We start from the raw sequence: 19,190 nt of genomic DNA on the forward strand, positions 1-19,190 counted from the left end.
ACGTAGCAATTATCCCGCCACAACAAACCGATATGCCGGACCTGCCCGCTCGATCACGCCAAGGCCTGGATGCGGCATGTGAAAGCCAATAATCCGCGATCCATCGACGGCAAGCCGATCGAGCAGCATCTTGCGCGTGGCAATGCCCTTTTCGGTATCCTGATCAGATCCACTTGGCCATTCTGGATGGACCAGGGATACGGCGACATTGGTAATGGCATCGCCAACAACAAGTGCGCTGTTTGATCCGTCATGGATCATGAAAGATGTATGCCCGGGTGTGTGACCGGCGGTATCGACCGCCTCGACACCGGGCGCCACCTCTGCGCCATAATCAAACAACTCGATACGGTCCTCAAGGAAGGCCATCCGGTTGCGCGCCCCGACCACAAAGCTTTTGCGCGCGTCGGGCGTTTTTTCAAGCGTATCCTCGGCCTGCCAGTATTCCCACTCGATCCGGTTCATGTGATAGCGCGCGTCGGCAAAGATCAATTCGTCGAAATCATCAATCAGCCCCCACAGATGGTCCGGATGCGCGTGGGTAAACACAATATCGGTCACTTCGTCCGGGCTGACACCGGCCGCATCAAGGTTATCCATCAGCTTGCCGGCTGACGGCATGAAATTCGGGCCAGCACCAACATCAAACATCACCACCCGATCACCACGGCGCAAAACGGTGATGTTGCAATCGGGCAGCAACGCATCCGTTGGCTGCCCCTCGGCCTTAAGCAACGCAACCAGTTCATCCTGTGAAACGTCGGGAAAGGCAAAAGATAACGGCAACATCAGATTACCATCCGATATGACCGTGATGTCTGACGCACCAAGTTTCAGGGAACCAAGCGCTGACACAGCCGCGGGAAACAACCCGGTTGCCCCCATACCCGCCAGTGCCAAAGAAGATTTCAGAACATCACGACGAGACCAGGAATTGCTTCCAGACATTGCATCCTCCACATATATGTTTTTTTGAATGAATGCACTCATGGTTGATTTGGTCAACCTAAAAACATACCAAGCGGAGCTTTCCACACGCCAACAACCCCGGATGTCGCACCAATCCTCGGGTACGACACCTAGACAACGCTGTGTGATTTTATATTTATTTACAATGATCTAAAGGACACATTGATCTCACTGCATTCAGTGACGATCTACCGCCCTTTCAACAATCTCATCGTGGTCCAGAACGGGTGCGACGTCGATGTCACTGGCATCCATCATCCCTGAAACACGTTGCAGGGCTGCGATGAGAAACGTCTGTTCCCATTCCTCAAGATTGTTGAACTTGTCCGAAAAACGGTCATGAAGCGCCATCGGCGCGCGATCCAGAATTGCTCTGCCCTGATCGGTAAGCCTGACGAACACCTTGCGCTTGTCGGTGTCTCCACGCTCGCGTGTCACAAGCCGCATCGCCTGCAACTTGTCGACAAGCGCCGTGGTCGATGCCTGGGCCAGATTAACCTTGGCCGCGATCTGGCCAACCGTCATCTCACCGAATTCCTCAAGCGATTGCAAAACAAGAAGCTGGGATGTTTTAAGCCCGGTCACCTTACCAAGCTTTTTGGCGTGGATATCACTCGCCCGCAAAATGCGGCGGATGGAGATCAACGCTTCATGCAATTTATCCATTGTTATTTTCCGGACGTTTTTCGTTTCTATAGCAAGCGTTGTTTTAGCCCCGGACCCGCGGCTGCGCAACGCTTTAAGACACTTTTATATCGAATTTCGATCATTTATTCCATCGATTATCGCTCTATTCAGGAAACAATATTTCATCGAAAGAATATTATCCTTATCGAAGGGCGATACATCAATGTTTAGCTTATTATCAATAACTTACAGAGTTTCACAGGAAAGTCACAGAGAAGGGGTTGATCAATTTGTATCGTTGTTCTATATATCTCTCGCGACATAAATGATCGTGTATCGAAATAACAGAGCAGGCAGACCGATGAAAATTGCCAACACAAACGGCAATACCGGCCAGAAAGCCAACCTGATTATCCGTAAACCCAAGGCCACAGACGGCGCTGCGGTGAATAACCTCATTGCCGACTGCAAGCCGCTGGATGAAAACTCGATGTATTGCAATCTGCTGCAGTGCTCGCACTTCTCAGGCACGTGCGCGATTGCCGAACTGAACGGCGAAGCCGTCGGTTTCGTTTCGGGCTACATCGTCCCCGACCAGCCTGAACAGCTTTTCATCTGGCAGGTGGCAGTTTCGCCCAAGGCCCGTGGCCTGCGTCTGGCGAAGCGTCTGATCCTTGATATTCTGGATCGTCCGTCCTGCCACAACGTCTCGCAGCTGAACACAACGATCACCTCGACGAACGCACCGTCGCAGGGTGTCTTCCGTTCCGTTGCGCGCGAACTGGGTGCTGATGTTAAGCGCAAGGTCCAGTTTGAACGCGAAACACACTTCGAAGGCGCCGCTGCCAGCGAAATTCTTTGGCAGATCGGTCCGTTCGAGCGCGAAGACGTCGAACGCGTCGCCGCCTAATCCGGCTGACCTAATTTCCCCACTTGTCATACGCGAAATGGCATCGACCATTTCTGGAACATCCGGCACGCCGGAACGTTCGGTATGACAGGTGGACTTGATTTTCCCAATCTGAAAGAGGGAACTATGACTGTATTTGATCGCCTTGAATCGGAAGTTCAGAGCTATGCACGCTCCTTCCCCGTAACCTTTGAAAGCGCTGAAGGCGCTTGGCTGACCGATGTTGATGGCAACCGCTATCTTGATTTCCTCGCCGGTGCCGGCACGCTGAACTATGGCCATAACCATCCTGTCCTGCAGGAAAAGCTGATTGATTACATCAAATCAAACGGCGTCACCCATGGTCTGGACATGCACACCAAGGCTAAGGCAGCGTTCCTTGAAGCGCTCGAAGAGAAAATCTTCAAGCCGCGCGACATGGAATACAAGGTCCAGTTTACTGGCCCGACCGGCACCAACGCCGTCGAAGCTGCTCTTAAACTGGCCCGTCGCGTCAAAGGCCGCGAAACCGTGATTTCGTTTACCAACGGCTTCCATGGTTGCACGCTTGGTTCGCTCGCCATCACGGGTAACGAACATCATCGTGGCGCTGCTGGCGTCTCGCTTGATAACGCTGTTGCCGTGCCGTTTGACGGTTACATGGGTGACGGTGCCGATACCACCGAGTATCTGGACCGTGTCCTTTCGGACAACTCCAGCGGTATCGCCCTGCCCGCAGCCGTGATCGTCGAAACCCTTCAGGGTGAAGGTGGCCTGAATGCCGCTGACTTCGGCTGGCTCAAGAACCTGGAAAAGGTTTGCCGCAAACATGACATCCTTCTGATTGTTGATGACATTCAGGCGGGCTGTGGCCGCACCGGTACATTCTTTAGCTTCGAACCTGCTGGTATCAAGCCGGACATCATCACGCTGTCGAAATCGCTTTCGGCTTATGGTCTTCCGCTTGCAGTGGTTCTGATGAAGCCGGAACTCGATGTCTGGCATCCGGGCGAACATAACGGCACCTTCCGTGGTAACAACCACGCGTTTGTGACTGCCGCTGCTGCGCTTGACCATTTCTGGTCAGATGACAAGTTTGCTGCTGATGTACGCGACAAGGCCGCGTTCCTCGAAACGCGCCTCGATGAAATCATTGATCGCTATGGCGATGGCAAACTCTATCGCAAGGGCCGCGGCCTGATGCAGGGTATTTGCTTTGAAAGTGGCGAACTGGCATCCAAGGTCACCAAGGAATGCTTCAAGCATAACCTTGTGATCGAAACCAGTGGTCCGGAAGACGAAGTGGTCAAATGCCTTGTGCCGCTGATCATCTCCAAGCAGGATCTGGCACATGGACTGGAAATCCTTGAACTGGCAACCGCCAAAGCCATGGGCAAGGACATTTCCCCGTCCAAAGCAGCCGCTGAGTAACATAGTTTGGGCGACGCTTAACTGCGTCGCCCGGCCCCACAACTTAATTATATCAAAGAGTTAAAAATGATTGTTCGTACTCTGAAAGAATGTGAAGCATCCGGTCGCCGCGTGGTTTCGGACAACTGGGAAAGCACCCGTCTTTCGCTTGCCGAAGATGGTATGGGTTTCTCGTTCCACATCACCACCATTTATGCCGGCACCGAAACCGAGATTTGCTACGCCAACCATTTCGAGACGGTTTACTGCATCTCGGGCAACGGCGAAGTCGAAACCATTGCTGACGGCAAGAAATACAAGATCGAGCCGGGCACGGTTTACATCCTCGACAAGCATGACCGCCACTATCTGCGTGGCGGCACCGAGGACATGGTTGTTGCGTGCGCATTCAACCCGCCGCTGAATGGCCGTGAAGTGCATGACGAGAACGGTGTTTATCCGCTCGATGGCGAAGCACTCGCTAGCTAACAATTTCTGGTCGGGCGGCACCTAACGACTGCCCGACCATTTAAAGCATATTCTTTAAAGGAAACGCCCCTAAAGGAGGCAACATGCTTTCAGCCCAGAAAAACAAGGACGCAGGGCATAGCGTTCACAAGATCGGCGGTACGTCGATGACTCAGGTTGATGCGGTCATGGACAACATTCTTGTCGGCAATCGCAAGGAAGACGAACTTTACAACCGTGTCTTTGTTGTTTCGGCATATGGCGGTTTTACCGACCTTTTGCTGGAAAACAAAAAGACCGGTGAACCGGGCGTCTATCAGCTTTACGCCGGCTCGGAAACCGATTGGGCCTGGGGCGATGCCTTGACCAAGGTCTCCGAAAAGATGTGCGCCATTAACGAAGAGATTTTTGGCGACGCGCCGGAACTGAAGCTTGCCAATGCCTTTGTACAGGAACGCATTGAAGGCACGCGCAGTTGCCTGATGGATCTTCATCGCCTGTGCAGCTTTGGTCACTTCAAGCTTGAAAAGCATCTTCTGACCGTACGTGAAATGCTGTCAGCCATTGGTGAAGCGCATAGCGCGCACAACACCATGCTGCTCCTGCGTGCCAAGGGTGTAAATGCGGTCTTTGCCGATCTTTCGGGCTGGCGTGAGCCAGAGGCCTCTACCCTTGATGGTCGTATTGGAAAGGTGTTTGATGACATCGACCTTTCCAAGCAGCTTGCCATTGCGACGGGCTATGCCCAGTGCAGCGAAGGCCTCATGAGCATCTATGGTCGTGGCTACAGTGAAGTGACCTTCTCGCGCATTGCCTGCCTGACCCAGGCGCGCGAAGCGATCATTCACAAGGAATTCCACTTGTCGAGTGCTGATCCGCGCATCGTCGGCGAAGACGCTGTGCGCCCGATTGGCCGCACCAGCTATGACGTGGCCGACCAGCTGTCGAACATGGGCATGGAAGCCATCCACCCGCGTGCAGCCAAAGGCCTGCGTCAGAACGACATTCCGCTGCGGATTGCCAATACCTTTGAACCGGAACACCCGGGCACGGTTATTGACGATCATTGGGAGCCGGAAAACAGCCGTGTTGAAATCGTGACTGGCGTTCCGACCGCGTTCGAGATTGAAGTATTCAATCAGGATATGGTTGGTGTTCCAGGTGGCGAGGAAGCGATCCTGAACGTTCTGAAACGTTACAAGGTTCCGACCGTCACCAAGAACCTGAACGCCAATACGATTACGCATTACGTGTCGGCACCGCTCAAGCAGATCCGGCGCTGTGTTGACGAGATCGAAGCAAATCAGCCAGAGGCAACCGTTCAGACCCGTAAGGTCGCGATTGTCTCGGTGATTGGTGCCAACATCGAACAGCCGGGTCTGTTCGCCCGCGCGGTATCAATCCTTGATGATGCCGGTGTTGAACTGGTGGCCTCCCACTATCCGAGCCGCCGCGTTGATCTGCAGTTTGTTGTTGCCGAAGGCGACTTCAACAAGGCAATTGTCGCCCTGCATCGCGGCCTCGTCGAAGGCAAAAAAGAAGAAAGTGCATCATCCAAGCGAACCAAGGATGACAGCACCGAAAAACAGGAAAAGCTCAAGGCTGCATAAGCCAAAAGGGCATCCGAACATCACAGCAAAACCCGCAAGTGCCGCATTGGCCTTGCGGGTTTTGTTTTGCCTTGATCATATGCTTGTCAGTTTTGATGCAGCGCGATAGGACTTAAAGGATAAACGGGGCACACCAGTAAAACAGACGGGACATCGACCATGACCACGCATAACAGCAAAGCCATCAACGAACTCCTCGACGTCATGGCAAAGCTGCGCAATCCCGATGGTGGCTGCCCTTGGGATCTCGAACAGGATTTCTCGACCATTGCCCCCTACACCATCGAAGAAGCCTACGAAGTGGCCGATGCGATTGCTGACAATGACATGCCCGAGCTTTGCAACGAGTTGGGTGATTTGCTATTGCAGGTGGTGTTCCATGCCCAGATGGCGAAGGAAGCCGGTCATTTCGAGTTCGAAGACGTCGCCAACAGCATCGTTTCAAAAATGATCAGCCGCCATCCGCATGTATTTGGCGACGGGGATGCCACGACGACCGATGGCGTCAATCAGACTTGGGAAAAGATCAAGGCCGCCGAACGCGCCCGAAAGGCAGAAGACAAAGGCCACGAACGCCACAGCGCCCTTGATGGGGTCGCAAGCGCCCTGCCCGCGTTAATGCGTGCGGAAAAGCTGACCAAGCGGGCTGCGCGTGTCGGGTTCGACTGGCCCAGCACCGATGAAGTCTTTGACAAGCTTCACGAAGAAATCGACGAACTCAAAGCCGAAATGACCGAAAACCCGGATCCCGCCCGTTTGCAGGATGAACTTGGCGATATGCTGTTTGTGATGGCCAATCTGGCGCGCAAGATCGGCGTTGATCCCGAAGTGGCGCTGCGGGGTGCGAACCACAAGTTCACCAAACGCTTCCATTTCATCGAAGACGAACTGGCACGCGACGGCCGCACGGCCGCGGACTCCGATCTGGCTGAAATGGATAGTCTCTGGAACCTGGCGAAAAAGACCGAACGCGGTCAGGTCTGATCAAACTCAGGTAAAGAGCGGTATCAGAATTTCATTGATTTCTGCCCACAGCTCCTCGGAACTGGCGCACAAAAGCCCGGCCGCCGTCGCATTGGCGTTATACTCATTATTCTTGTCGGCGGTGATATAGCGCGCATAGCCACCAGCCTCACGCACCAGCAACGTTCCCGGCGCATGATCCCAGGGTTTAAGTGTCCGATAGGCACAGAAATCAAACGCACCACGCGCTGTTTCCTCATACTCGGCACCACAGCAGGAATAATGCGCAACATCGGCAAAGAAATCGAGATGGCCGTAATGCTTGCGGATGCGGTCCCGGGCGTATGAAATCAGAAAACCTTTGGCATCAGAAGCCTTGGTGATGTTGGAACGCACGGAAACCGGCTGGTCCTGGTAACGCGTCCCCGACCCCAGTTCTGCAACGGTTGCCGCCCCTTCAATCGGATCGACAATCCAGGCAGCAACGGTTTCACCACCAGAATAAAGGCCGACCATGCAACGGAACGGTTGTTTGTGATGGGCAAAGTTCTTGGTGCCATCCACCGGATCAATGATCCAGAACGGATCATCGCCAGCAAAGATCCGCTCCTGTAAAGTCGGTTCTTCATGGGCGGCTTCTTCGCCAAGTGCGCGGCTGCCCGGCAAAAGATCAGTCAACCGGCGGGTCAGAACGCGTTCGGCTTCGGTATCGGCAATCGTCACCAGATCCATTGCATGGGTCTTGGTATCGATATCGGCGTCATCCAACTGGCCAAAACGCGGGGCAATCTCAGCAGCCGACACTTCCCGAATGATTTCGGTCACTTTGTCCATATCGACTTTAATCGCCACGCGCTGTCTCCCTATCAAACCAGATGAATATCGAGCCCGGCCTTGGCACACCAGTCTTCGAAACGGCCAACGCGGGTCGTATCGACGCGCACCTGAACCGAAATGCCGTCGGCACCTTCGTTGCGTTTCAAAACCTCGCCCTGCTCATAAAGCCGCGCCAATGATTTACCGTCCGAATACGGCACGCAAAGCTCAAATACCGGCATATCTTCGGTCAGCCGGTCTTCAATCAGGGCCAGCAATGCATCGCAATTCGTGCCTTTGATGGCTGAAATCGCGATCGTGTTGTCATGGCGCGCAGAATATTCTGAAACGGCTTGCAGCTCTTCGCCTTTGAGCTGATCAATCTTGTTCAGCGCCTCGACAAGTTCCTCACCGTCAATCGCCTTTTTAAGCCCAAGCTCCTTAAGAACCTCAAGCACATCAAGCTTTTGCTCTTCGGTTTCCGGTGAAGCCGCATCGCGGACATGAACAATCAGGTCGGCTTCAAGAACTTCTTCGAGCGTTGCACGGAACGCCGCGACAAGATCGTGCGGCAGATCGGACACAAAGCCCACGGTATCGGACAGAATAACCTTGCGACCACTTGGCAGGATCAAACCACGCATGGTCGGATCAAGCGTCGCAAACAGCATGTCTTCGGCAAAGACCTCGGACACGGTCAGCTGGTTAAACAGCGTCGATTTACCGGCGTTGGTGTACCCCACAAGGGCCACAATCGGATATGGCACACGACGGCGTGCTTCGCGATGAAGTTCACGCGTCCGTTTGACTTCCTCAAGCTCACGACGGAGCTTGGCAAGCTTGTCGCCGATCAAACGACGGTCGATCTCGATCTGACGTTCACCGGGACCGGCAAGAAAGCCACGCCCACCACGTTGACGTTCAAGGTGGGTCCAGGTCCGGACAAGGCGCGACCGCTGATAGCTCAGCAGTGCCAGTTGAACCTGCAAACGACCTTCACGCGTCCGCGCGCGATCAGCAAAGATTTCAAGGATCAGGCCGGTCCGGTCAATGACCTTGCATTTCCATTCGCGTTCCAGGTTACGTTGCTGGATCGGGGAAAGCTGGCCGTTGATCATCACAATGTCGGCCTCGATGGCCTTGATCTGCAGACCAAGACGTTCGGTAACGCCTTTGCCAAACAGGGTTGAAGGCCGCAATTTCGCGATGGGCACAATTTCCGCGCCCACCACTTCAAAATCAAGTGCCCCCGTAAGACTGACCGCTTCTTCGAGACGCGACGATGCGTCGCGCCAAGCACCGGTCTGGTCTGCGCGTTTTAGTTCCGGGTGGAAAACTAGGACCCGGGGAGCTTCTGGCGTATCGCCGCCCCCCGAAGTCAGAGATTCTTCAGCTATTTTCTTCTTCCGTCGCAGGCTGGCTCGGATCAAACAGTTTGATCGGCGTCGTCGGCATTACCGTCGAAATCGCATGTTTGTATACGAGCTGGGTATGAGCATCGCGCCGCAGCAAAACAGAGAAATTGTCAAACCAGGTAATGATGCCCTGCAATTTGACTCCGTTGACCAGAAACACGGTAACCGGCGTTTTGTTTTTACGGCAATAATTCAGGAAGACGTCCTGAACATTCTGTGATTTTTCCGCCATCGGTTAGACCTAGCCTTCTTTTATGAGCGTTTTTTTGGTTTCGGGCGGTCAAGGAAAATGTGGAACCGTCGACTTAAAGGTCTGTCACGATTCCGGCCCCATTTTTAATGACCTCTATGAACTATAAGACTTTCGAGAAGCCTTTTACAACCCCTACAAGCGCCCCGCAATCAGCGAAATGCCAATCAGGGCTAAGAGTCGCGGAATTCTGCGTATCGTCGTGACCGGTAATTTCATCGCCAATCAGAATTGCAGTCGCCCCGACGTTGCGCGCGCACTGAATATCGACCACGCTGTCGCCAACAAACCACAGATTCTCATATTGCGGCGCCGAAGAGTCGCCCATTGCCAGATGCACCGGATCGGGTGCCGGTTTGTCCTTGGCGGCATCGGTTGCACCTACAATCCTGCCAAAAAATGGTGTCCACCCAAGGTGATCGGCTTCCTTGCGCAAGAAATCCCCGTTCTTGTTACTGACCACCCCGATATAGGTGCCATTATCACGCAGTGCAGATAACAGGTCATGCGCCCCAGCCAGCGGCATCAGGGTTTCAAGGTGAATAGACTGGAAGTGACCATAAAAGCTGTCTTTGGCCTGCTCCCAGCGATCTTCACCAAACAAGATCGGGAAACTGTCACGCATCGAGCGCGCGACACGCTGCTTGGTTTGGTCAAGCGTCCATGTCTCAAGCCCGAAGTCGTCAAACGTCATGTTGAGCGCTGCCTGAATCGTCCCCCAGCTATCGACAAGGGTGTTATCCCAGTCAAAAATGACGGCCTTTGGCGGATGGGGCAATTGGTTTGACATTTGAACTTCCGGTGGCAGGATCGGGAATGTATTGTATGAGGATTAAAGCAACACTCTGATTTATCAGAAGTATTCAAGACGAACAGCGAACATCTTTTCGACCTTCTTGATCTGTTCCGACCCGGCAAATACGACAATCCGGTCGTTGGCCTCGATCACGGTGGCGGCGCGCGGCATCACAACTTCGCCATCGCGCAAAATGGCCCCAAAGACCACGCTTGCCGGCATCGCGATATCCTTGATCGCCTTACCAACGATTGGTGCAGTTTCAAGTGCCTCTGCCTCAAGAACCTCGCCGAAGCCCTCTGACAGGCTGTGCACGGCACGAATACGACCGCGGCGCACATGATGCAGGATGGTCGACACCGTCGTCATACGCGGGCTGATCACCACATCCACGCCAAGTTCGGAAACCAGCGAGTTGTAGGTGCTTTTGTTAATCAGTGTCAGCGCACGCGGGCAGCCATACCGCTTGGCCAAAAGTGATGCCAGAATGTTGGTTTCATCGTCATTGGTCAGCGCAACAACTGCCTCGGCATTGCCGACATTGGCTTCTTCAAGCAGTTCAGGATCAAGAACGTCACCCCGCAGAACAACGCTTTTCTTTGGCAGTTTCTGCGCGACATAGCGCGCACGTTCCGGGTCGGCTTCGACCAGTCGGGTGGTCACACCCGGGAAGTTCTTGTTGATTTCCTCGGCCAGGAACAATGCGATGTTCCCGCCACCAAAGATTACAATACGGCGTGCTTCGGGGTCTTCATGACCAAAGGCCGACATTGCGCGATCCACCTGATCGCTCGATACGGCAAGATACACAAGGTCACCCGCCAGCATCTGATCATCGCCCTTGGGATAGACCGCCTTGTCACCGCGGATCATGCCAAGGATCGAAATATTAAGATCCGGGAAAAGCTGATGGAGCTGACGCAACGGCGTGTTGATCACCGGGCAATCGTCGCTACACCGGATGCCAAGGATTTTGACCTTGTCATCTGCAAACGGGATCATGTCGAACGCACCGGGTGCCTGAAGACGGCGTGCAACCGCGCGCGCGACTTCCATCTCGGGCGAAATCACCACATCAATCGGAAGCTTTTCACGGCCAAACAGGCTGGCCCATTCCGGCTGCAAATAGGTCTGGCTGCGGATACGGGCAATTTTGGTTGGCACGTTAAACAGCGAATGCGCCACCTGACAGGCTGTCATATTGACTTCATCGGCAAAGGTTACCGCGATCAGCATGTCAGCCTCTTCGGCACCGGCCTGTTGCAACACATCCGGGTGCGAGCCAAAACCAATGATGCCCTTGACCTCTAGCGTGTCGGAAATCTTGCGCACCAGTTCTTCGGACTGGTCGATCACGGTTACATCATTGTTTTCCGCAGCCAGATATTTGGCAATGTGGAACCCCACCTGCCCGGCGCCGCAAATGATGACCTTCATTTCGAATTCTCCCGTTCACAACAGTCCATGATGAGTTTGGGCTTATTGCCCGTTCACACCAAGGCTTTTCAGCTTGCGATGCAAGGCTGAGCGTTCCATGCCGACAAAGCTTGCCGTTTTGGAGATATTCCCGCCAAAACGGTCGATCTGTGTCTGGAGATATTCTTTTTCAAACATCTCCCGCGCTTCGCGGAGCGGCAATGCCATGATTTCACTGGTCTTGTCAAAACTTAGCGACGTCGGCACGTCAGAAAACAGCTCTGATGGCAGCATTTTACCACTGATCAGATCAACCTTGTCGTCATCATCGGGCGCCATGATCATCAATCTTTCGATGACATTGCGCAACTGGCGCACATTGCCCGGCCAATCATAGGCATGCAGGGTTGCCATTGCTTCGGGCGAGAGTTTCCGTTTCGGAAGACCCGTCGCATCGGCATAGCGATCAAGGAACATTTCCGCCAACATCGGAATATCTTCCCGACGCTGCTGCAAGGATGGCACTTCAAGTGGCACAACATTGAGGCGGTAATAAAGGTCCTGGCGGAATTTCTGCTCGGCAATGCGTTGTTCAAGGTCGCGTGCAGTCGTTGCGATAACGCGCACATCAACATTGACCGGAACTGATCCGCCAACGCGTTCAAACGTCTGGTCCTGCAACACCCGGACAATCTTTCCCTGGGTCTCAAGCGGCATATCAGCCACTTCATCAAGCAATAAAGTCCCGCCATGGGCTAGCTCAAGCACACCTGTGCGCGCCTCACGGTCCGAAGTCGCAACCGCCCCAAACAGCGATTCTTCCATGGTGTCGGGCGAAATATTGGCACAGTTCAGCACGACAAACGGCGCTTCCGCACGGGCGGATTTCTGATGGATCAGGCGCGCGACAACTTCCTTGCCCGATCCGGCCGGGCCATGGATCAGAATGCGGCTACCGGTACGGGCAACCCGTTCGGCCGACTGGCGCAAGTTGTTCAAAACCGATGATTTGCCAACAAGTTCGGTATCGCCGCCGGCACGCAAGGTCAGTTCACGGTTTTCACGACGCAGACGCGCATCGTCAATGGCGCGTTCGACCACCATCAAAAGGCGGTCAGTATTGAACGGCTTCTCGATAAAATCGTACGCGCCGATGCGCGATGCTTCGAGTGCCGTTTCAATATTGCCATGACCGGAAATCATCACGACCGGGACTTCGCTGTGCTCGCGCTTGATCAGCTTAAGCGTCTCGATGCCATCGTGATCGCTTTCATCCATCCAGATATCAAGCACCACAAGGCTCGGCCGACGGGCTGCAACCTCTGACAGCGCACCCTGGCTTGATCCTGCCTGACGGGTTGTATACCCCTCGTCCTCGAGAATGCCTGATATCAGAGCCCGGATATCTTCTTCATCGTCGACAATAAGAATGTCGTGCGCCATGTCGTGACCAAATCAATCTTTTTCTTGTTTCGATTTTGACAACTAAATCAATTGCCTGAGGAATGTGCGTCCGAAGCCACACCATCAATTTCGGCTTCTACAACCTTTGGGAAAGATAGCGTAATCGTAGCTCCGCTTTCAACGCCGTCGGAGAGTATAAGCTCTCCACCATGGTCTTCCATGATTTTCTTTACGATCGCCAATCCAAGACCGGTTCCCTTCGATCGGGTGGTGACATAGGGCTCGGTCAGGCGTTCGCGATGCTCTGCCGGAAGACCTTTTCCGTTATCCGACACCGCCACAAAAACGCGCTGATTGTCGGGCGACACCGCGACTGAAATCTCGATCTTGCCAGGTGGCAGCTCACCCTCCGTGGGCTTTTCACGGCCTTCAATCGCCTCTGCCGCGTTCTTGAGCGTATTGGTCAGGCATTGATTGACCTGATGCGCATCACATGAAATTTGCAGATCTTCGATCCCACTGCGATCAAAATCATAAGTGATATTGCTGTGCGCCTGTTTTTGCAGGAAGACCGCACTTTTCACCAGTTCACCGATATTTTCCAAACGCATCGTTGGCGATGGCATGCGGGCAAAGCTGGAAAACTCGTCGACCATCCGCCCGATATCGGACACCTGTCGGATGATCGTATCGGTACAGGTCGTGAAGACTTCCTGATCATCGGTGATTTGTTTCAGATAGCGGCGCTTCAAACGTTCTGCTGAAAGCTGGATCGGTGTCAGCGGGTTTTTGATTTCATGGGCGATACGGCGCGCGACGTCAGCCCAGGCCGCCATACGCTGTGCGGTCTGAAGTTCGGTCACATCATCAAATGTCACGACATAACCAAACACCGTGCCATCATCGGCCCATTCCGCCGTTACACGCGCCATCAGTGTCAGGTTAACACCATCACGGCGGATTTCGATCTGACGTGGCTTGCTGCGATCCCCGTCGCGGGCAAAATCGTCAAACAGAGGCTGAAACTCCGGAATAACGTCGGTCAGTTCCTGTGCCAGGTAATCCTCAAGATCAACACCAAGAAGATCCGATGCACTGCGATTTGGAAGATCAATCTTGCGTGCCGGATCAAGGCCAATCACACCGGCGGTAACCCCGCCAAGGATGGCCTCGGTAAAGCGCCGCCGTTCATCATTCAGCCGGTTGGCCGCAATCAGTTCATTGCGCTGGGTTTCAAGCTGGGCTGTCATCCGGTTAAACGCCCGACTAAGCGCTTCAAGTTCATCCCCCTGCCCGTCAAGCGGCACACGGAAAGACAAATCCCCGTCGCGCACGCGCTCTGCACCGGTAATCAACTGCGACACAGGCTGCACCAAACGGGTTGCCACCATAAGGCCCAATGTCACAGCCGCCAAAAGCAGTACAACAGAGATCAGAACGAAGATCATGACAAAGGTAATCACAATCCCCGAACGTTCACCTTCAAGACTTTCATAGGCGTCAACCGCACGCCGTGCCTTGTCGATGCGATCCAGAACGTTGGGGTCCACAAACCGACCGACCAGCAAGAAGGCATCAATAAAGCTTGGGATCTTGGCAATTGCGCGAATGCGGTTATCACTTGATCCGATCATCAGAACGACGTCTTTCTGACGTGCTTCATCAAAGACTTCCGGTGGCACCGACACCTGATTGGTATCGTAGGAAAAACTGTATTCGGATTGGGCAATAATCTGACCGGAACCGTCGACCATCATCACTTCCGGCAACCCGCGCGCCAGCGCCTGATCGGTCAGAAAGTTCGAAATTCGGTCCGGACTGGTCGAAAAATTGACCCCGAAACGCTGCAAGTCACTGGTGGTTGCCAAGGCATCCGCGCGGATCAGTTCCTGGTGTTCGCGCAAATAGGCATCGGCGATGACCATACTTTCTTCAACGGCGGTTCTGATGCGGTCGCTAAACCAGCCCTGAATACCGAAATGCAGGAAAAGTGCCGAGAATATCGCAACGACAATCGCTGGCGTCACCGCCACCAGCGAAAACATCAAAACCATACGGGTATGAAGCTTCGCCCCGGCAACGCCGCGCCGGCGTTCCACCCAGATCTGGACAAGCTTGCGCGCCACGAGCGTCGCTAACAGCAACACCAACACGAGGTCGATGTTTAGCAGCAACAAAATCAGGCGCGGGTCAGGCCGGAATGGCGCCGTCCCCGTCATCGCCAGATAGGTCGCCGTTACCGAAACAAGGGCAGCCGTAACCAATCCGAACGCAAAACGCCGTGACTGTCCCAGCCGCCCCAGAAACCGTACAAAGCCCGACCGCAAGAACCGGTTGGAGATCGAACGGTCGGTATTATTCATTTCGTGCCCCTGACAACTTCCAGTCCAAGATCACGGATTTTCTTGCGCAGCGTATTGCGGTTAAGGCCAAGAACCTCTGCGGCCTTGACCTGATTGCCCCGCGTTGCTTCAAGCGTCACGTTCAGAAGCGGACGCTCCATTTCCCGCAAAATGCGATCATAAAGACCATTCGCAGGCAGATCATCATCATGGGCATCAAAATATTCGCGAACATGGCGTTCTATGGATTCTGAAAGCGACTGTGGTTCCGCAGTCGGTGCGGCTTCGCTGATATTATTCTCGGAAAACTCGGTTTCGATGACATCGACACCGATGACATCATGCGAATAAAGTGCCGTCAGGCGACGTACCATGTTTTCGAGTTCGCGGATGTTCCCCGGCCAGCGGTGCGCTTTTAGGCGCGCCATCGCCTCGGACGACAGCGTCTTACGCGGAAGACCTTCTTCGCTGGCTTGCATCAGGAAGTGATTGACCAGTTCCGGAATATCTTCCAGCCGTTCACGCAGCGACGGCAGACGGATCGGCACGACATTCAGGCGATAGAACAAATCTTCACGGAACGTGCCTTCACGGATCAGCTTGCGCAAATCACGGTGCGTGGCCGCAACAATGCGCACATTGACCCGAATGGGTGTGCGCCCACCAACACGGGTATATTCACCTTCCTGCAAAACGCGCAGCAAACGGGTCTGGGCCTCAAGCGGCATATCGCCGATTTCATCCAGAAACAGCGTACCGCCCTCGGCCTGCTCAAACCGACCGACCTTGCGTTCGTTTGCACCGGTAAAGGCGCCTTTTTCGTGGCCGAACAGCTCGCTTTCGATCAGTTCGCGTGGGATGGCGGCCATGTTGATGGCAACAAACGGACCATGACGGCGCCCGCCATATTCATGCAATGCGCGCGCAACCAGTTCCTTGCCCGTACCGCTTTCCCCGGTCACCATCACGGTCAGGTCGGTATTCATCAAACGCGCCAGCGCACGATAAATTTCCTGCATCGCCGGTGAACGGCCGATCAGAGGCAAGCGATCATCGCCCTCCTCATCCTCGGACTTACCGGTTTCATTTGCCTGTGGCGTCTCAAGTGCGCGATCAACAATCCCCATCAACTCATTAAGATCAAATGGTTTTGGAAGATATTCAAACGCACCGCGCTGGGCGGCCTTCACCGCCGTCATCAGCGTATTCTGAGCACTCATGACAATAACGCGAAGGTCCGGGCGCAGCTTGCGAATGCGCGGCACCATATCCAACCCGTTCTCGTCAGGCATCATCACATCGGTAATCACCAGATCGCCATCCCCATCGGCGATCCAGTCCCAAAGTGTGCGGCCATGGCCAGTACTGCGGACTTCGTGTCCCTGACGCGACAATGCCTGCGTCAGGACAGTGCGAATGGCCCGATCATCGTCGGCAACCAGAATTCTCGCAGGGCTCGTACTCATGCGGTTTCTTCCCTGTTATTGATTATGATCGGATCAGCGGCCCCCTCGGCCAATGCCCGATTGTAAATTGGCAGCATGATTTGAAACTCTGCACCTCCCCCGGGCACATCTTTCACTTCAATCACACCGCCATGGTCATTGATAATTTTCGCAACCAGCGCAAGGCCAAGTCCCGATCCGGTCGGTTTTGTCGTCACAAACGGGTCAAACAGGCTTTCGCGCATGTCTTGTGGAATGCCAGGCCCATTATCACGCACCGACACCACCAGCGGCAGGTGAACACGTGCGTCACCGCCAGCCACGGCAAGGCGGATACCATGCTGGTAGCGGGTCGAAATGGTAATAACACCGTCCTTTGGATCGACTGCCTCACCGGCATTCTTGATCAGGTTCAAAAACACCTGAACAAGCTGATCGCGATTGCCAAATACCGGCGGCAAGGACGGATCGTAAATTTCTTCGAATGTCAGGTTCTTGGCAAAGCCGTTTTCCGCCAGACGACGCACATGCTCAAGAACCGTATGGATATTGACAGCCCCGCGCTCCAGCGGCTTGTCAGAGAAAATCTCCATCCGGTCAACAAGTTCGACAATGCGGTCGGCTTCATCGCAAATAAGGCGCGTCAGCACACGATCATCTTCGTTGCTGGTTTGCTCAAGCAATTGCGCGGCACCACGAATACCCGAAAGCGGGTTCTTGATTTCATGCGCCAGAATGGCCGCCATGGCACTGACAGAGCGTGCTGAATTTCGGCTCAGCAACTGGTTATCGATCTTTTGCGCGATCGAGCGCGGCTCAAAGGTCAGAACCGCACAATCACTGTCATCGGGCATTGAGCCAACCGTCAAGTTGACCGTGTGCTTGCCGATTTTGGGGCTTTCGATCAGAAGATTATGATCGGCAACCAGGGTTGCCTCATCAACGGCCTGTCTGATCAGGGAAAAAACCGGGCTGTCCTGCGGGATGAAATCCGTCAGGTCACTGCGGCACAACACGGCGGCACTGGCGTTAAACAGTTGCTCGGTGGCCTGATTGACAAACTTGATTTTGCCATCCCGGTTGGCCACGACAACAGCACTCGCAATCGCGTTCAGAACGCCGGTCGGGTCGACCCCATTGCCTTTTCCAAATCCCAGTCTCATGCATATCTTCCCCGACAACAGTTTTTGACCGTCGCCATATTATTGTTATGAGGTAATCAGGCGGCTGCCTGATCCAGTTTGATTTCGTTTTCGATCAACGGTTCATAGAACGACCGGATTTGATTTTTGACTTCGGCTGGGTCATCCAACACATTGACAACGCGACGAAATTCCGTCGCGTTGCGCAGGCTGTTGCAATACCACGCCAGATGCTTACGTGCGATGCGAACACCTTGTCGCCCATGATGATCAATCATCGCATCATAGTGACGCAGGACGGTCTGAAGCTGAATTTCAAGTGTTGGCGCCGGAAGCTTTTTCCCCGTCGCAAGATAGTGCGAAACCTGTGCAAGGAACCATGGACGCCCCTGGGCTCCACGTCCGATCATGATCCCGTCAGCACCGGATCGATCCAGCAGTTCCTTGGCATCTTCTTCGCTGTTTACATCACCGTTGCCAAGTACCGGGATCGATACCGCGTCTTTGACCAGTGCAATCGCATCCCAGTCGGCATCGCCCTTATAGAACTGGCAGCGCGTGCGCCCATGAATGGTCAGCATCGCAATCCCCAGATCCTCGGCAATGCGGGCAAGCTTCGGGGCATTACGGTTATCATCATCCCAGCCAAGACGCATTTTCAACGTCACCGGAACCGACACCGCATCCACCGTCGCCTTGATAATATCGGCGGCCAGCTTTTCATCACGCATGAGTGCCGAGCCGGCATAACCCTTGGTGACCTTCTTGGCCGGGCACCCCATATTGATATCGATGATCATGGCCCCGCGGGCTTCGTTCATCTTGGCCGCTTCGGCCATTTCTTCAGGTTCGGTACCGGCAAGCTGAACCGAAAGCGGGCTTTCAGCAGCACAATCGCCATGCATTTTACGGACTTCTTTTTCATGCCGCTGGATGCGGGTCATGGCATCCGACGCAATCATTTCGGACACAACAAGATGTCCGCCAAACTGGCGGACCTGTTGCCGAAACGGAAGGTCAGTCACACCTGACATCGGTGCCAGCACAACATTCTCTGGCACATGTACAGAACCGATCTGCAATGACATGAAGGAATTCCAATTGCCTAAAACTTGGGCAGATTAATAAAACTGGCCACGACATGCAACAACTCTCAGCCTGTTGATGCAATTATCGTTGTTTCAAACCTGAAAATTCTAGGAAAATCCGACGAAAGTTCAACATTGCC

General features: G+C 54.1%; 17 protein-coding genes. 5 read left to right on the top strand and 12 right to left on the bottom strand.

What is annotated here, in order from left to right; translation table 11 throughout:
• Nucleotides 1–9: 9 nt before the first annotated feature.
• Both AC5Q5A_RS06145 and AC5Q5A_RS06150 read right to left on the bottom strand, forming a co-directional pair.
• Nucleotides 10–948 (bottom strand): MBL fold metallo-hydrolase, encoded by a 939-nt coding sequence (locus AC5Q5A_RS06145; RefSeq protein ID WP_493894700.1) that lies wholly within the window; start codon nucleotides 946–948, stop codon nucleotides 10–12.
• 198 nt (nucleotides 949–1,146) lie between these two features.
• Nucleotides 1,147–1,635, bottom strand: coding sequence for a MarR family winged helix-turn-helix transcriptional regulator (locus tag AC5Q5A_RS06150; protein ID WP_008891073.1), 489 nt, complete (start codon nucleotides 1,633–1,635; stop codon nucleotides 1,147–1,149).
• A 322-nt stretch (nucleotides 1,636–1,957) separates the two neighbouring features.
• Here AC5Q5A_RS06150 and ectA point away from each other — a divergent pair, with 322 nt between their 5' ends.
• The 5 genes from ectA (at nucleotide 1,958) to mazG (ending at nucleotide 6,957) form a co-directional block, all read left to right on the top strand.
• Nucleotides 1,958–2,506, top strand: coding sequence for a diaminobutyrate acetyltransferase (ectA, locus tag AC5Q5A_RS06155; RefSeq protein WP_008891074.1), 549 nt, complete (start codon nucleotides 1,958–1,960; stop codon nucleotides 2,504–2,506).
• Nucleotides 2,507–2,632: 126 nt separating this feature from the next.
• Nucleotides 2,633–3,916 carry a diaminobutyrate--2-oxoglutarate transaminase gene (ectB, locus tag AC5Q5A_RS06160; protein ID WP_493894701.1) on the top strand — a complete coding sequence of 428 codons (1,284 nt, stop codon included), beginning with the start codon at nucleotides 2,633–2,635 and terminating at the stop codon, nucleotides 3,914–3,916.
• Nucleotides 3,917–3,982: 66 nt separating this feature from the next.
• Nucleotides 3,983–4,384: an ectoine synthase gene (locus AC5Q5A_RS06165; protein ID WP_008891076.1), complete on the top strand. Its 402-nt coding sequence runs from the start codon at nucleotides 3,983–3,985 to the stop codon at nucleotides 4,382–4,384.
• Between the two features lie 83 nt (nucleotides 4,385–4,467).
• Entirely contained in the window at nucleotides 4,468–5,973 is a 1,506-nt protein-coding gene (locus tag AC5Q5A_RS06170) for an aspartate kinase (protein WP_493894702.1), read from the top strand.
• A gap of 159 nt (nucleotides 5,974–6,132) precedes the next feature.
• Nucleotides 6,133–6,957 (top strand): nucleoside triphosphate pyrophosphohydrolase, encoded by an 825-nt coding sequence (mazG, locus tag AC5Q5A_RS06175; RefSeq protein WP_296992424.1) that lies wholly within the window; start codon nucleotides 6,133–6,135, stop codon nucleotides 6,955–6,957.
• Nucleotides 6,958–6,963: 6 nt separating this feature from the next.
• On the opposite strand, the gene AC5Q5A_RS06180 is transcribed toward mazG, so the two are convergent.
• The 10 genes from AC5Q5A_RS06180 to dusB all read right to left on the bottom strand — a co-directional run bounded on the left by AC5Q5A_RS06180 (nucleotide 6,964) and on the right by dusB (nucleotide 19,050).
• Entirely contained in the window at nucleotides 6,964–7,788 is an 825-nt protein-coding gene (locus tag AC5Q5A_RS06180; RefSeq protein ID WP_493894703.1) for an inositol monophosphatase family protein, read from the bottom strand.
• A 14-nt stretch (nucleotides 7,789–7,802) separates the two neighbouring features.
• Entirely contained in the window at nucleotides 7,803–9,134 is a 1,332-nt protein-coding gene (gene hflX, locus AC5Q5A_RS06185) for a GTPase HflX (protein ID WP_493894768.1), read from the bottom strand.
• Between the two features lie 7 nt (nucleotides 9,135–9,141).
• Nucleotides 9,142–9,399 (bottom strand): RNA chaperone Hfq, encoded by a 258-nt coding sequence (gene hfq, locus AC5Q5A_RS06190; protein WP_008891082.1) that lies wholly within the window; start codon nucleotides 9,397–9,399, stop codon nucleotides 9,142–9,144.
• A 121-nt stretch (nucleotides 9,400–9,520) separates the two neighbouring features.
• The gene (locus AC5Q5A_RS06195) at nucleotides 9,521–10,207 is read right to left on the bottom strand and encodes an HAD family hydrolase (protein WP_493894704.1); all 687 of its coding nucleotides are present in this window, start codon (nucleotides 10,205–10,207) and stop codon (nucleotides 9,521–9,523) included.
• Nucleotides 10,208–10,270: 63 nt separating this feature from the next.
• Complete coding sequence (trkA, locus tag AC5Q5A_RS06200; protein ID WP_008891084.1) at nucleotides 10,271–11,650, bottom strand: Trk system potassium transporter TrkA; 1,380 nt, start codon at nucleotides 11,648–11,650, stop codon at nucleotides 10,271–10,273.
• A gap of 42 nt (nucleotides 11,651–11,692) precedes the next feature.
• Nucleotides 11,693–13,072 (bottom strand): nitrogen assimilation response regulator NtrX, encoded by a 1,380-nt coding sequence (gene ntrX / locus AC5Q5A_RS06205; protein ID WP_008891085.1) that lies wholly within the window; start codon nucleotides 13,070–13,072, stop codon nucleotides 11,693–11,695.
• A 47-nt stretch (nucleotides 13,073–13,119) separates the two neighbouring features.
• Nucleotides 13,120–15,396, bottom strand: coding sequence for a sensor histidine kinase NtrY-like (locus AC5Q5A_RS06210; RefSeq protein ID WP_493894705.1), 2,277 nt, complete (start codon nucleotides 15,394–15,396; stop codon nucleotides 13,120–13,122).
• Complete coding sequence (ntrC, locus tag AC5Q5A_RS06215) at nucleotides 15,393–16,841, bottom strand: nitrogen regulation protein NR(I) (RefSeq protein ID WP_008891087.1); 1,449 nt, start codon at nucleotides 16,839–16,841, stop codon at nucleotides 15,393–15,395. Before ntrC ends, AC5Q5A_RS06210 begins: the two co-directional genes overlap by 4 nt.
• Nucleotides 16,838–17,983: a two-component system sensor histidine kinase NtrB gene (locus AC5Q5A_RS06220; RefSeq protein ID WP_493894706.1), complete on the bottom strand. Its 1,146-nt coding sequence runs from the start codon at nucleotides 17,981–17,983 to the stop codon at nucleotides 16,838–16,840. Before AC5Q5A_RS06220 ends, ntrC begins: the two co-directional genes overlap by 4 nt.
• A 56-nt stretch (nucleotides 17,984–18,039) precedes the next feature.
• Nucleotides 18,040–19,050 (bottom strand): tRNA dihydrouridine synthase DusB, encoded by a 1,011-nt coding sequence (gene dusB, locus AC5Q5A_RS06225; RefSeq protein WP_493894707.1) that lies wholly within the window; start codon nucleotides 19,048–19,050, stop codon nucleotides 18,040–18,042.
• Nucleotides 19,051–19,190 lie beyond the last annotated feature (140 nt).

It is taken from the genome of Thalassospira sp. CA1 (assembly GCF_059052855.1).